Raw genomic sequence first — 14,999 nt, forward strand, 5'->3', positions numbered from 1 at the left:
ACGGGTGATACCGGAGCGACTGGCTCTACCGGTGCCACAGGCTCGACCGGCGCAACCGGAGCGACTGGCGACACCGGGGCGACCGGAGCGACTGGTTCGACCGGTGCAACCGGCGCAACCGGCGCGACCGGCGCAACCGGAGCGACTGGCGACACCGGGGCGACCGGAGCGACTGGTGCCACTGGCGATACCGGCGCAACCGGAGCGACTGGCTCTACCGGAGCAACCGGCTCTACCGGAGCAACCGGCGCGACCGGAGCAACCGGCGCGACCGGAGCAACTGGTTCGACCGGCGCGACCGGAGCGACTGGCTCGACTGGTGCCACCGGTGCCACAGGCTCGACCGGAGCGACTGGCTCTACCGGAGCGACCGGCGCGACCGGAGCAACTGGTTCGACCGGCGCGACCGGAGCGACTGGCTCGACTGGTGCCACCGGTGCCACAGGCTCGACCGGAGCGACTGGCTCTACCGGAGCGACCGGCTCGACTGGTGCGACTGGTGCAACAGGCTCGCAAGGTCCGACAGGGCCGACCGGAGGAACCGGTTCGGGTGGTGGTGAGACTGGTCATGCCAATAACGGCCACGGTAACGGAGAACAGCCCGCGCCTGGTAATTCCGGCGACCATAACAATGCCGACAACGGCTCGCACCAGGGACAGGGCAACTCCGGCAACGGAAATGGCGGCCACAACGCCAACGTCACGGCCAGCACGCTGGGGCTGAAGGACTCGCCGCAATTCCTGCAGTCGAGTTCGACCGGCAGTGACCCCGGCGGTCATGCGTCGTTCCGCAACCTGATCGGGCTTGCGGCCACGACGGTGACGACAGACCTGCTCAATGTCCTCAAGACGATCGGCGGATCTGGCAACGACCATAACAAACCGTCTGGGGCGAGCACGGATCTCACCTCGGACCAGACCAAGCCTGGCGCCGGCTACGCCAGCAACGACCACACCGTCAAGACATCCCTGAAGGATCTCTTGAAGCCGCATGAGTGAGCGGCGAATGGACCCGGCTGGTCCAGGTCGAGAACGAGCGCGCGGGCTTCGCTGGAAGCCCGCGCGCTGATTATTCTTCCTTGTCGGCTCCGGCAGTCGCCCTGCGGCGCCTGGATCGCCGATCATGGTCAGCGCCAGCTGGCACTTCAGCAAGCTCCGCGGCCGGCCATGGCGGTAATTCGCAGCATTCGCAGCAACTGAAAGGAAGCCGGCAAGTCTTCGATTTTCAGGAACAATTTGCGCGAGTCCGACCCTCAAATATTGACCGAGGTCTGCTGCCTCGTTTTGGGCAATTTACCAATTCCCTACTTAATAGTTTACAAATCCCTAATTTTCGAATTTACTAATGTATGGGTATGGGCGGATGCCCGCGGATCGCACGGCCGGTGGCCGCAAGATCTGTGCAGGCGGGTTGGGCAGGGATCTGGGTAGCAAGGCAATTTCGCGCATGAAGAAGGTGCGTCTACAAGGCGCATCGTGACATGTCGCGTCTATGTCTGTCCTCGGCGGAAGGCAGACAGTTTCCCATTCCGGAGTTCACTCGCGAGTTGCCGTCGAAACATCGGCGGCACGGGTGATGGGAGTGGGTGGCTGTGAGTCAAGCGTCGTCGCGTGTGCCCCGTGGGGGCATTGGTGCATTCCCGCGGTTCGACGGGCCCCGGCCGCTGCCGGACGCTGCGACTGATCGCCCGAAGGCGCGGACCGATGCGCCCTCCGAACTCCTTTTTGTCGATCCCTCCGTACCCGATCTCGGCACGATCCTCGCCAACCTGAGGCCACGGGTTGAGGCGATCGTGCTCGACGCCCGGCGCCCGGCAGCGCGCCAGATAGCGCTGGCGCTCGAAGGCCGCGACGAGCTCGACGCCATGCACATCATCGCGCACGGCGCGCCGGGGCGAGTGAGCTTCGCGGCCGGCGAGTGGTCGGCGCAGACGCTGGAGGGAGACGCCGAGGATTTGGCGGCGATCGGGCGGGCGCTGGGCGAGGACAACGTACTTATGGTGTGGAGCTGTTATGCGGGCCAGGGCCAGGCCGGCCGGACCTTCGTCGGAGCGCTCGCCCGCGCTGTGGGCGTGGACGTCCGGGCCGCCACGAAGCCCGTCGGCTCTGCGGCCCTTGGCGGAAGCTGGGAGCTCGCTATTCGGGCGCGAATGCCGCCGCAACCGCCGCTGACTGGCCGAGGCTTGGAGGCTTATGCCGGGCTGTTGGCCGGCGTTCATCGGATCGTTTCTGGTGATGTGCCTTACGATGCGGCAGAAAACGTCACCTATGTCGTCGTTAGTTCAACAGACAAGCGCGTCGTAGCTAGCTTCTCGTTGCCTGGCCACGCCAACATTCCGAGGTTTTCGATCACGGTCACCGTACCCAGCGCAAACGAAACTTATGTGGCCGGCAGAGTGGACGAGAGCGGCAAATTCATACCTGCCAACTTCACGATCTCAGAAAAATCTCAGTTCAGCGTCGGCGGTAAGGACACCCGGGAGGCTCGTCATGATGCCTAAGTCGGAAGTCCTTTTCATTGATCCTGCTGTAAGCGACATCGAGACTATCACCGCCGGCCTGAGGCCCGACGTCGATCCGGTATTGCTTGAGACCGGCCGCCCGGCGGCGCTGCAGATGGCCGAGGCCCTCGCCTACCGAAGCGGTCTGGCGGCAGTGCACGTCATCGCCCACGGCGCGCCCGGGCACGTGGGTTTCAGCGACGGACCCTGGTCCGCTGCCACGCTCGCGCACGACAGCGGCTACCTTGCCGCTATTGGCCACGCCCTTTCTGCGGACGGCGAGGTGCGCCTGTGGTGCTGCGACACCGCTCAGGGAGATGCTGGCGAGGCCTTTCTCGACGCGCTTTCTGACGCTGTTGGCGTCGACATCCGCGGGGCTACAGGGCGCGTCGGCGCGGCCGCGCTCGGCGGCACTTGGGAGCTGGCGCTGCGAGTAAGCGGACCCACCCCTGAGCCGCCGCTGACGCCGACGGGAGTAGAGGCGTACGCGGGGGTGTTGGCTCTTGTTCTCACCGGCGAGACAAATGTCTCGCTCACTGGGAGCCTTGACGTCTCTAATACTGCCGCAAACCAGATATATTACATTGTAACGAAAGATAGCTCGGGTAACTTAGTTATTATTGGCGAGACACAGAGTTGGAACGTTTCTACTGGGCCAAGCTTCAACGTCTCCGTAACGTTGCCATCTGGCACATACAACTTAAATACGACCGCAACTCCTCTTTCTGGCCAGTTTGATATTTATGTTGTCGATTCTTCTGGCATCAACGGCGGTGGCAACAGTGGTCCGGGTGGCCAGGGTTCCTCGAACATTGTGCTGGTAGCCACTCCGGCGTCTGGCGGAGTCGGTCCCACCGGCCCCACGGGCGCGACCGGCGATACGGGTGCGGCCGGCGCGACTGGCTCAACCGGAGCCACAGGTTCAACGGGCGCCACGGGTGCGACCGGCGCCACAGGCTCAACCGGCGCCACGGGTTCAACTGGCGCGACTGGTTCGACCGGCGCCACAGGTTCAACGGGCGCCACAGGTTCGACCGGGGCCACGGGTTCGACCGGGGCCACAGGCTCAACCGGCGCCACGGGTTCAACGGGCGCCACAGGTTCGACCGGCGCGACTGGCTCAACCGGAGCTACGGGTTCGACCGGAGCAACAGGTGCGACCGGCGCTACCGGAGCGACTGGCTCGACTGGAGCAACCGGCGCGACCGGCGACACGGGCTCAACTGGGGCAACCGGAGCCACAGGTGCGACTGGCGATACGGGCGCCACGGGTTCGACTGGTGCGACCGGCGACACTGGTGCCACAGGCTCGACTGGGGCAACCGGAGCAACAGGCGCGACCGGCGATACGGGTGCGACGGGCTCGACCGGAGCAACCGGAGCAACCGGAGCAACCGGAGCCACAGGCGCGACCGGCGACACGGGCGCAACTGGCGATACGGGTGCCACGGGTTCGACTGGTGCCACAGGCGCCACAGGCGCGATCGGCGATACCGGCGCCACAGGTTCGACTGGAGCAACCGGCGCCACAGGTTCGACCGGCGACACGGGCGCCACGGGTTCGACCGGAGCAACTGGAGCCACAGGTTCGACCGGCGACACGGGCGCCACGGGTTCGACCGGAGCAACTGGAGCCACCGGTGCAACCGGCGATACCGGTGCCACAGGCTCGACTGGAGCCACAGGCGCGACTGGCGATACGGGTGCCACGGGTTCGACCGGAGCGACCGGAGATACAGGTGCAACGGGTTCGACCGGAACTACAGGCGCAACTGGCGATACGGGCGCTACGGGTTCTACCGGAGCCACAGGCGCGACCGGCGACACGGGCGCCACAGGTTCGACTGGCGCAACCGGAGCCACAGGTGCGACCGGTAATACGGGCGCCACGGGTTCGACCGGAGCAACAGGTGCCACAGGCGATACCGGTGCCACGGGTTCGACCGGAGCGACCGGAGCCACAGGTGCGACCGGCGACACCGGCGCGACGGGTTCGACTGGAGCAACCGGCGCCACAGGTGCGACTGGCGACACCGGCGCGACGGGTTCGACCGGAGCAACCGGCGCCACAGGCGAAACAGGCTCTACGGGCTCAACTGGGGCAACGGGTTCGACTGGAGCAACCGGCGCCACAGGTGCGACCGGCGATACGGGTGCAACTGGCTCGACCGGAGCAACCGGCGATACCGGCGCCACGGGTTCGACTGGGGCAACCGGAGCCACAGGCGCAACCGGTGATACCGGCGCTACGGGTTCGACTGGAGCCACAGGTGCGACCGGCGATACGGGCGCAACCGGATCAACCGGCGCTACAGGATCTACTGGTGCAACTGGCGACACTGGCGCCACTGGCTCGACCGGCGCTACCGGCGACACAGGTTCAACCGGAGCCACCGGTGCGACGGGAGCCACAGGCGCAACTGGCGATACAGGCGCCACAGGTTCGACCGGAGCAACCGGAGCCACGGGCTCGACCGGTGATACCGGAGCCACTGGCGCCACAGGCGCGACCGGCGACACGGGCGCAACTGGCGATACGGGTGCCACAGGCTCGACCGGTGATACTGGCGCTACGGGTTCGACCGGAGCAACCGGCGACACTGGTGCCACGGGGTCGACTGGAGCGACAGGTGCCACAGGCGCGACTGGCGATACAGGCGCCACGGGCTCGACCGGAGCAACTGGCGATACGGGTGCCACAGGCTCGACCGGTGCAACCGGAGCCACAGGTGCGACCGGCGATACCGGCGCCACAGGTTCGACTGGAGCAACCGGGGCCACCGGCGATACCGGAGCGACGGGCTCGACTGGAGCAACTGGAGCCACAGGTGCGACTGGCGATACCGGAGCCACGGGTTCGACCGGGGCAACAGGTGCCACAGGTGCAACTGGCGACACCGGTGCCACGGGCTCGACTGGAGCAACCGGAGCCACAGGTGCGACCGGCGATACGGGTGCCACGGGTTCGACTGGAGCAACCGGTGCCACAGGCGCGACCGGCGATACCGGCGCCACGGGTTCGACTGGGGCAACCGGAGCCACAGGCGCAACCGGTGATACCGGCGCTACGGGTTCGACTGGAGCCACAGGTGCGACCGGCGATACGGGCGCCACAGGTTCGACTGGCGCAACCGGAGCGACTGGCTCGACTGGAGCTACGGGCTCGACCGGAGCAACCGGAGCCACAGGAGCAACTGGCGAAACAGGCTCCACGGGCTCAACTGGGGCAACCGGAGCCACGGGTGCGACCGGCGATACGGGCGCAACCGGATCGACGGGAGCAACCGGCGCCACTGGCAATACCGGCGCGACAGGCTCGACTGGAGCAACTGGCGATACGGGTGCCACGGGTTCGACTGGAGCCACAGGTGCAACCGGCGACACCGGCGCCACGGGTTCGACTGGGGCAACCGGAGCCACAGGCGCGACCGGTGATACTGGCGCTACGGGTTCGACTGGAGCAACCGGAGCCACAGGCGCGACTGGCGATACCGGCGCCACGGGTTCGACTGGCGCAACTGGAGCCACAGGCGCGACCGGTGATACGGGCGCGACGGGTTCGACCGGTGCGACCGGCGACACGGGCGCCACAGGCTCGACTGGAGCGACCGGAGCCACAGGCGCGACTGGCGATACGGGTGCCAGGGGTTCGACTGGAGCAACCGGCGCCACCGGCGCGACCGGCGACACGGGTGCCACGGGTTCGACCGGAGCAACCGGAGCCACAGGTGCGACCGGCGATACAGGCGCCACGGGTTCGACCGGAGCCACAGGTGCAACTGGCGAAACAGGCTCCACGGGCTCAACTGGGGCAACCGGAGCCACAGGTGCGACCGGCGACACGGGCGCGACGGGTTCGACCGGAGCAACCGGCGCCACTGGCGATACCGGCGCGACAGGCTCGACTGGAGCAACTGGCGATACGGGCGCCACGGGTTCGACTGGAGCCACAGGTGCCACCGGCGATACGGGTGCCACCGGAGCCACAGGTGCGACCGGCGATACCGGCGCCACGGGTTCGACTGGAGCCACAGGTGCCACCGGCGATACGGGTGCAACTGGCTCGACCGGAGCAACCGGCGATACCGGCGCCACGGGTTCGACTGGGGCAACCGGAGCCACAGGCGCAACCGGTGATACCGGCGCTGCGGGTTCGACTGGAGCCACAGGTGCGACCGGCGATACCGGCGCCACAGGCTCGACTGGAGCCACAGGCGCGACCGGTGATACTGGCGCTACGGGTTCGACTGGAGCAACCGGAGCCACAGGCGCGACCGGTGATACGGGTGCAACTGGGTCGACCGGAGCAACCGGCGATACCGGCGCCACGGGTGCGACCGGAGCAACGGGCGCCACAGGCGCGACCGGTGATACGGGTGCAACTGGCGCGACCGGAGCAACCGGCGATACCGGCGCCACGGGTTCGACTGGAGCAACCGGAGCCACAGGTGCAACCGGCGATACCGGAGCGACTGGCGCAACAGGCGCAACCGGCGATACAGGCGCAACCGGCTCGACGGGAGCCACTGGCGATACCGGCGCCACGGGTGCGACCGGCGACACGGGTGCCACAGGTGCGACCGGAGCAACAGGTGCCACAGGCGCGACCGGCGATACCGGAGCCACAGGTGCGACCGGCGATACCGGCGCCACAGGTTCGACTGGAGCAACCGGCGCGACCGGCGATACCGGTTCGACCGGATCAACGGGCGCCACAGGTGCCACCGGCGATACCGGTGCCACGGGTTCGACCGGAGCTACCGGAGCCACAGGCGCGACCGGAGCCACAGGTTCGACTGGGGCCACAGGCGCGACCGGTGATACTGGCGCTACGGGTTCGACCGGAGCAACCGGCGACACTGGCGCTACAGGCTCGACTGGAGCGACCGGAGCCACAGGTTCGACTGGGGCAACGGGCGATACCGGAGCGGCTGGCTCGACTGGGGCAACGGGTTCGACTGGAGCAACCGGCGCCACAGGCGCCACAGGTGCGACCGGCGATACGGGTGCAACTGGCTCGACCGGAGCAACCGGTGCCACCGGCGATACGGGTGCCACGGGTTCGACTGGTGCGACCGGCGATACAGGCGCAACCGGATCGACTGGTGCGACTGGCGATACGGGTGCAACTGGGTCGACCGGTGCAACCGGCGCCACAGGTTCGACTGGAGCCACAGGCGCGACCGGTGATACTGGCGCAACCGGCTCGACCGGAGCAACCGGCGATACCGGCGCCACAGGTTCGACTGGAGCCACAGGTGCGACCGGCGATACCGGAGCGACTGGCTCGACTGGAGCCACAGGTGCCACCGGCGCGACCGGTGATACTGGCGCTACGGGTTCGACTGGAGCAACCGGGGCCACAGGCGCAACCGGCGATACCGGTGCCACGGGTTCGACCGGTGCAACCGGGGCCACTGGCGCAACCGGCGATACCGGCGCCACGGGCTCGACTGGCGCAACCGGAGCCACAGGAGCAACCGGCGACACTGGTGCCACGGGCTCAACTGGAGCAACCGGGGCCACAGGTGCGACCGGCGATACGGGTGCGACCGGGGCTACAGGATCTACTGGTGCAACTGGCGACACGGGTGCAACTGGCTCGACCGGAGCAACCGGTGCCACCGGCGATACGGGTGCCACGGGTTCGACTGGTGCGAACGGCGACACTGGTGCCACAGGCTCGACTGGGGCAACGGGCGATACCGGAGCCACTGGCTCGACCGGTGATACGGGCGCCACGGGTTCAACCGGCGCCACAGGATCTACTGGTGCAACTGGCGACACTGGCGCTACTGGCTCGACCGGCGCCACCGGCGACACAGGTTCAACCGGAGCCACCGGTGCGACGGGAGCCACAGGAGCAACTGGCGATACAGGCGCCACGGGTTCGACCGGCGATACGGGTGCAACTGGCTCGACCGGAGCAACCGGGGCCACAGGCGCGACCGGCGATACCGGCGCAACCGGATCGACTGGAGCAACTGGCGATACGGGTGCCACGGGTTCGACTGGTGCCACAGGCGCGACCGGTGATACCGGCGCCACCGGATCGACGGGAGCAACTGGAGCCACAGGCGCGACCGGCGATACGGGTGCAACTGGCGCGACCGGTGATACCGGCGCCACGGGTTCGACCGGAGCAACCGGCGCCACTGGCGATACTGGAGCGACAGGTTCGACTGGCGCAACTGGAGCAACCGGCGATACCGGCGCGACAGGCTCGACTGGAGCAACTGGCGATACTGGAGCCACGGGTTCGACTGGAGCCACGGGGGCGACCGGTGAGACGGGCGCCACAGGTTCGACCGGAGCAACCGGAGCCACAGGTGCGACCGGCGATACCGGCGCCACAGGTTCGACTGGAGCCACAGGTGCCACCGGCGATACGGGTGCCACCGGCTCGACTGGCGCAACCGGAGCCACGGGTGCGACCGGCGATACGGGCGCCACAGGTTCGACTGGAGCAACCGGCGCCACTGGCGATACCGGAGCGACAGGTTCGACTGGAGCAACTGGCGATACGGGCGCCACGGGTTCGACAGGCGCGACCGGCGACACGGGTGCCACAGGCGCAACCGGCGATACCGGTGCGACCGGCGCAACTGGCGATACGGGAGCCACCGGCTCGACTGGAGCCACCGGAGCCACAGGTGCGACCGGGGCTACTGGAGCCACAGGTTCGACTGGAGCAACCGGCGCCACAGGTGCGACCGGAGCAACAGGTGCCACGGGTTCGACCGGAGCAACCGGCGATACGGGTGCAACTGGCTCGACCGGAGCAACCGGGGCAACAGGCGCGACCGGCAATACTGGTGCCACAGGCGCGACTGGGGCAACTGGCGATACGGGAGCGACTGGGTCGACCGGAGCAACCGGCGCCACTGGCGATACCGGGGCCACTGGTTCGACTGGCGCGACTGGCGATACCGGGGCGACAGGCTCAACCGGTGCCACAGGCTCGACTGGTGCAACCGGCGATACGGGCGCTACGGGTTCGCCTGGGGCCACGGGCGATACCGGAGCGACGGGCTCGACTGGAGCCACAGGTGCAACCGGCGCGACTGGCAGCACCGGCGCAACAGGCTCTACCGGAGCCACAGGCGCGGCGGGAGCCACTGGCTCGACCGGTGCGACCGGCTCGACCGGCGGTACCGGAGCAACGGGCTCCACTGGTGCCACAGGCTCGACCGGCGCAACTGGACCGAAGGGCGATACCGGACCCAAGGGCGATACTGGACCCAAGGGCGATACTGGACCCAAGGGCGCAACCGGTTCGACCGGAGCGACCGGGCCAAAGGGCGACACCGGGCCGAAGGGTGCAACCGGTTCGACCGGAGCGACCGGGCCAAAGGGCGACACCGGACCGAAGGGTGCAACCGGAGCGACCGGACCGAGGGGCGACACCGGGCCGAAGGGCGCAACCGGCTCGACAGGTGCCACTGGCTCGACAGGCGCCACTGGCTCTACCGGAGCGACCGGCTCGACTGGAGCAACAGGCTCGACCGGCGCCACGGGTTCGACCGGAGCGACTGGCTCTACCGGAGCAACTGGCTCGACAGGTGCAACGGGTTCGACCGGAGCGACTGGCTCTACCGGAGCAACTGGCTCGACAGGTGCAACGGGAGCGACTGGTTCCACGGGCTCGACCGGAGCAACAGGCTCCACAGGAGCAACCGGCTCGACCGGAGCAACGGGTTCGACAGGTGCAACGGGTTCGACTGGTGCCACTGGCTCGACCGGTGCGACCGGCTCGACCGGCTCGACCGGAGCGACTGGCTCGACCGGAGCAACCGGCTCGACCGGAGCAACAGGCTCTACTGGAGCAACCGGCTCGACAGGTGCCACGGGCTCTACCGGGGCAACAGGCTCGACAGGTGCAACTGGCTCGACCGGAGCGACTGGTTCGACCGGGGCAACTGGTTCGAGGGGCTCGACCGGAGCGACCGGCTCGACCGGGGCAACTGGTTCGACAGGAGCGACCGGCTCGACTGGAGGCACCGGAGCGACCGGCTCAACCGGTCCAACAGGCTCGCCTGGTCCGACAGGGCCGACCGGAGGAACCGGTTCGGGTGGTGGTGAGACTGGTCATGCCAACAACGGCCACGGTAACGGAGAACAGCCCGCGCCTGGTAATTCCGGCGACCATAACAATGCCGACAACAGCTCACACCAGGGACAGGGCAATTCCGGCAACGGAAATGGCGGTAATAACGCCAAGGTCACAGCCAGCACGCTGGGGCTCAAGGACTCGCCGCAATTCCTGCAGTCGAGTTCGACGGGCAGTGACCCCGGCGGTCATACGTCGTTCCGCAGCCTGATCGGCCTTGCGGCCACGACGGTGACGACAGACCTGCTCAATGTCCTCAAGACGATCGGCGGATCTGGCAATGACCACAACAAGCCGTCTGGGGCGAGCACCGATCTCACCTCGGACCAGACCAAGCATGGCGCCGGCTATGCCAGCAACGACCACACCGTCAAGACGACGCTGAAGGATCTTCTGAAGCCGCATGAGTGAGCGGGAATGTTGACAACGGAGACGGTCCAAATTTGAGGACTGACGCGCGGGCGGCGCCAATGCGAAATCCGCGCGCGAAAAGGATTGGCATGAGAGTCGCGCTGTGGATCAATTCGGAGTACAAAAGGGGGATGAACGGTGACCTCGGCGGAGGCAAATTGCTCAGGGCATCGGTGAGTTCGCCCGCGTACCGGAAGGCAAGTCCATGGTGAACATCACCGTGAACCCGGAAATCCAGCCGGTCTCGATCCGCGCCGGCACCGAAGGCGCGGCCGACCAGGCGAGCGGTCCCGATCCGGCGGCGCAAACTCCTGGCGGTCCCGCCGAATGCGACATGATCGGGCCACGCCTCAAGGCGATGCTGCGGGCCGCCCGCTATCATGGCGTCGAACTTGACCCCAACGAATTCAAGGCCGTGAGCGCGGTTCCGGCCGCCGCCGATCTGTCGCAGTGGGCGCAGGACGCCGGCATGTGGTCACGCGCCGTGCGCATACGCTGGTCCCACCTTCTGCGCTTCCAGGACGCCGGACCAGTCGTCTTGTTGTTCAACGATGGCGGCGCGGCTTTGCTTATCGGCGCGAGCGCCGAGCGAAACGTCGTCTTCCTGAAAAGTGCGGATGCACCCGACGATGGTGAAGCCGTCGCCATTGACGAGTTGCGGCTGTCGCAGGTTTGGACGGGCGAGGCACTGCTGCTGCGCGCCACACGGTCCTATGTCGCGGCGGACGCCCCCTTCACCCTTCGCTGGCTCGCTGAACTGGTGCGTCTCGAAAGCCATGCCTTGCGCGATATCACCATCGCCTCGTTCACGCTGAGCGTCCTTACCATCCTGCCGCCGCTCATTGTCATGACGGTGGTCAACAAGGTGCTGCAGTTCAACAGCATCTCGACGCTGGTGCTGTTGTCCGCGGTGATCGCCGTGGTTTTCGTCTACGAGACACTCCTTGGCCATGCGCGGCGACTGATCATCAATGTCGTCGGCGCGCGTCTGGACACCAAGCTGCAGCTGCACGTCTTCAGCCGGCTCTTGCGCCTGCCGCTCGATTATTTCGAGCGCCATCCGGCTGGCGAGACGATGTATCACTTGGCTCAAGTCTATCGTATCCGCGAATTCCTGACCGGAAAGCTCCTCAGCACGTTCCTGGATATGATCACGCTCTGCGTGCTGGTGCCGGTCATGTTCTATATCAACGCTAGCCTCGCCTGGATCGTGCTGACCTGCGCGGTCGTGATCATGCTGATCATCCTTGCGTTTCTCAGACCGCTGCGCCGGAGATACCAGAGGGTGGTCGAAGCAGAGACCTGGAAGGCGGCGGCGCTCGGCGAAACTGTCGTCGGCATCAAGACGGTGAAGGCGCTCGGCCTCGAGCCGCAGCGCAAGGCGCTCTGGGACGAGCGGGTGGCGGAAGCGGGAAAGGCGCGTCTCGCCTTTGGACAGCTGGCAAGCTGGCCACAGACCATGGTCACGCCTATCGAACGTTTGATGGTGCTCGGCACCATGCTGATCGGCGCCTATCTCGCGATGAACGACCGCTCGGGCTATATGGTCGGCGGCCTGTTCGCCTTCATGATGATCTCCCAGCGTGTAGCGCAGCCGCTGGTCGGCTTGGCGCGACTGGTCGAAGACTACGAGGAGGTCGGTGCGGCGATCGGCGAGGCAGCGTCGGTTCTCAACCGGCCGCTGGAGAGCAGTTCGAATTCCACCGGCCTCAGGCCCAGGCTCGTCGGCGAGGTCACGTTCAGCGACCTGACCTTCAGCTATATCGCGACAAAGACACCGGCGCTCGACCGGGTCAGCTTCCACATTCCCGCCGGCAGCATGTTTGGCATTGTCGGGCGCAGCGGTTCGGGAAAGTCGACCATCGCGCGCCTCCTGCAAGGAATCAACCGCGACTACAGCGGGTTCCTCAAGCTCGATGGCGTCGACCTCAAGGAGATCAACCTTCGCCATCTTCGCCAAGGGCTCGGCGTGGTCCTCCAAGACAACTTTCTGTTCCGCGGATCGATCCGCGACAACATCATCGCCGGGCGCGCAGGCCTGACGCTTTCCGATGCCATGCGTGCGGCGCACCTCGCCGGAGCCCAGGAATTCATCGAACGCATGCCCAATGGCTACGACACCTACATCGAGGAAGGTTCGCCCAATTTGTCAGGCGGTCAAAAGCAGCGGCTGGCAATCGCGCGCGCCCTCATCCACGATCCGACCATCCTCATCCTCGACGAAGCGACCAGCGCACTCGACCCGGAGAGCGAAGCGGTGGTCAGCGCCAACCTCATGCGCATCGCCAGCGGGCGCACGATGATCATCGTTTCGCACCGGCTCTCCTCGCTTACCGAGTGCGATAACATACTGGTCATGGATCAGGGCAAGGTTCTCGACGTCGCGCCGCACGCGACCCTGCTGGAACGATGCGCGCTCTATCGCCAGTTGTGGTCGCAGCAGAACCGGCACCTCGACGGCCGCCACGGCCGCCCGGTCGCCGTTCCGCCGCGGTTGGTTTGACCATGTCGCGCGGCTCACTCGCATCAGGTCTGGCAATCATGAGTAGCACCTCTCTCACCGCCCTCCCCGCTCGGCGGCATCGGATGGAAACGAGGGATCCGACGACGCCGGCCATACTCGAGTTCCAATGGCCGTCGACGGCTGTCGCCAACGCGCCTGTTCCACGGGCTGCGCGCGGCATCGTCTGGATCGTTTCCAGCCTGGTCATCGCGCTGATCGCCCTGGCTGGGCTGATGCCGGTCGATCAGGTCGTAACGACCAGAGGGCTGGTGGTATCGCAATCCCCCAACATAGTCGTGCAACCGCTGGATACAGCGATTGTTCGCTCGATCGAGGTGCGGGAGGGACAGCGCGTCCAGGCCGGCCAGTTGCTTGCCCGCCTCGACGCGACCTTTGCCTCAGCCGACCTGGCGGCGCTGGCGATGCAGGTTTCGACGCTTGAAGCCGAGGTGGCGCGGTTGAAGGCGGAGGCCAGCGGGCAGGCATTCACCTATAACGGCCTCGATCCGAGCTGGACCCTGCAGATGTCGATATTCGAACACCGCAAGGCGGTTTACGACGCCAAGGTGGAGAGTTTCGAACGCCAACGTGACGAACTCAGTTCGGTGATTTCGCGATCGCAATCGGATGCCGACGGCTATCGCCAGCGACTCACGGTCGCCGACTCGATCGAACAGATGCGCAAGCAGCTCGAGGCAAGGCAGGTGGGAAGCCGCCTCAACACGCTCCTGGCCGAGGACAACCGGGCGGAAATGTCCCGGGCGCTCGGCAATGCCGAGCAGACCGCCGAGGCCGCCAAGCGCCAGCAAGCAGGCGTGGCCGCCGAGCGCGACGGCTACATTCAGGGCTGGCGGGGTGAAGTCTCGCAAAGCCTGTCGGAAGCGAGCTCGCGGATCTCCGACGCCCGCGAACTCCTCAACAAGGCAAAGCTTCGAAACCAGTTGGTCGAGTTGAGGAGCCAATCAGATGCCATCGTTCAATCGGTGGCAAAGGTCTCCGTCGGCTCGGTCATGCAGTCAGGCGAGCGCTTCATCACGCTGGTGCCAGAAGATGCGCCGCTCGAGATCGAGACGAACATCGTTGGCAGGAGCAGCGGTTTTGTGCATGTCGGCGACCCGGTGGTCATCAAGTTCGACACCTTCCCCTATTCGCAATACGGCCTCGCCCATGGCACTGTGCGGGCACTCAGCCCCGACTCCTTCTCGGCGCAAGAGCAAGCGCGCGATCCGAACAGCTCCCTGGCCATGCTGCCTTCCGACGCCGAGCCGTTCTATCGGACGCGGATTTCCATCGACCAGGTCGCCCTCCACGGTGTGCCCGCCGGGTTCACCGTCAGCCCCGGCATGCCGGTGACCGCCGACGTCAAGGTCGGCCGGCGCACGATACTCAAGTACATTCTCGGTGTGATGCTGCCGATCGGCCAGGAGGCGATGCGGGAGCCATAGAGTACCGGAGGAATCAAAGGCTCGGATCG

At 66.5% G+C, this 14,999-nt stretch carries 4 protein-coding genes and 1 pseudogene; all 5 read left to right on the plus strand.

The window, feature by feature from the left end:
- Nucleotides 1-999 (plus strand): annotated as a pseudogene (locus tag LB543_RS02395) (hypothetical protein); the annotation flags it as partial.
- 593 nt (nt 1,000-1,592) lie between these two features.
- Nucleotides 1,593-2,501, plus strand: a complete 909-nt coding sequence (locus tag LB543_RS02400) for a DUF4347 domain-containing protein (protein WP_224612875.1) — start codon at nt 1,593-1,595, stop codon at nt 2,499-2,501.
- On the plus strand, nt 2,491-11,022 hold the full coding sequence (locus LB543_RS34030; protein ID WP_318012946.1) for a DUF4347 domain-containing protein: 8,532 nt from the start codon (nt 2,491-2,493) through the stop codon (nt 11,020-11,022). The genes LB543_RS02400 and LB543_RS34030 overlap by 11 nt, the downstream gene beginning before the upstream one ends.
- Before the next feature lie 205 nt (nt 11,023-11,227).
- On the plus strand, nt 11,228-13,525 hold the full coding sequence (locus tag LB543_RS02430; protein ID WP_224612877.1) for a peptidase domain-containing ABC transporter: 2,298 nt from the start codon (nt 11,228-11,230) through the stop codon (nt 13,523-13,525).
- Between the two features lie 83 nt (nt 13,526-13,608).
- On the plus strand, nt 13,609-14,970 hold the full coding sequence (locus LB543_RS02435; RefSeq protein WP_181178798.1) for an HlyD family type I secretion periplasmic adaptor subunit: 1,362 nt from the start codon (nt 13,609-13,611) through the stop codon (nt 14,968-14,970).
- Nucleotides 14,971-14,999 lie beyond the last annotated feature (29 nt).

This window comes from Mesorhizobium sp. ESP7-2 (assembly GCF_020164715.1).
GTDB lineage: Bacteria > Pseudomonadota > Alphaproteobacteria > Rhizobiales > Rhizobiaceae > Mesorhizobium.

Bases quoted from the DNA above. Each gene is read 5' to 3' on its own strand.
- LB543_RS02430 (WP_224612877.1), top strand. From the start codon at position 11,228: ATGGTGAACATCACCGTGAACCCGGAAATCCAGCCGGTCTCGATCCGC.
- LB543_RS34030 (WP_318012946.1), top strand. From the start codon at position 2,491: ATGATGCCTAAGTCGGAAGTCCTTTTCATTGATCCTGCTGTAAGCGAC.
- LB543_RS02435 (WP_181178798.1), top strand. From the start codon at position 13,609: ATGGAAACGAGGGATCCGACGACGCCGGCCATACTCGAGTTCCAATGG.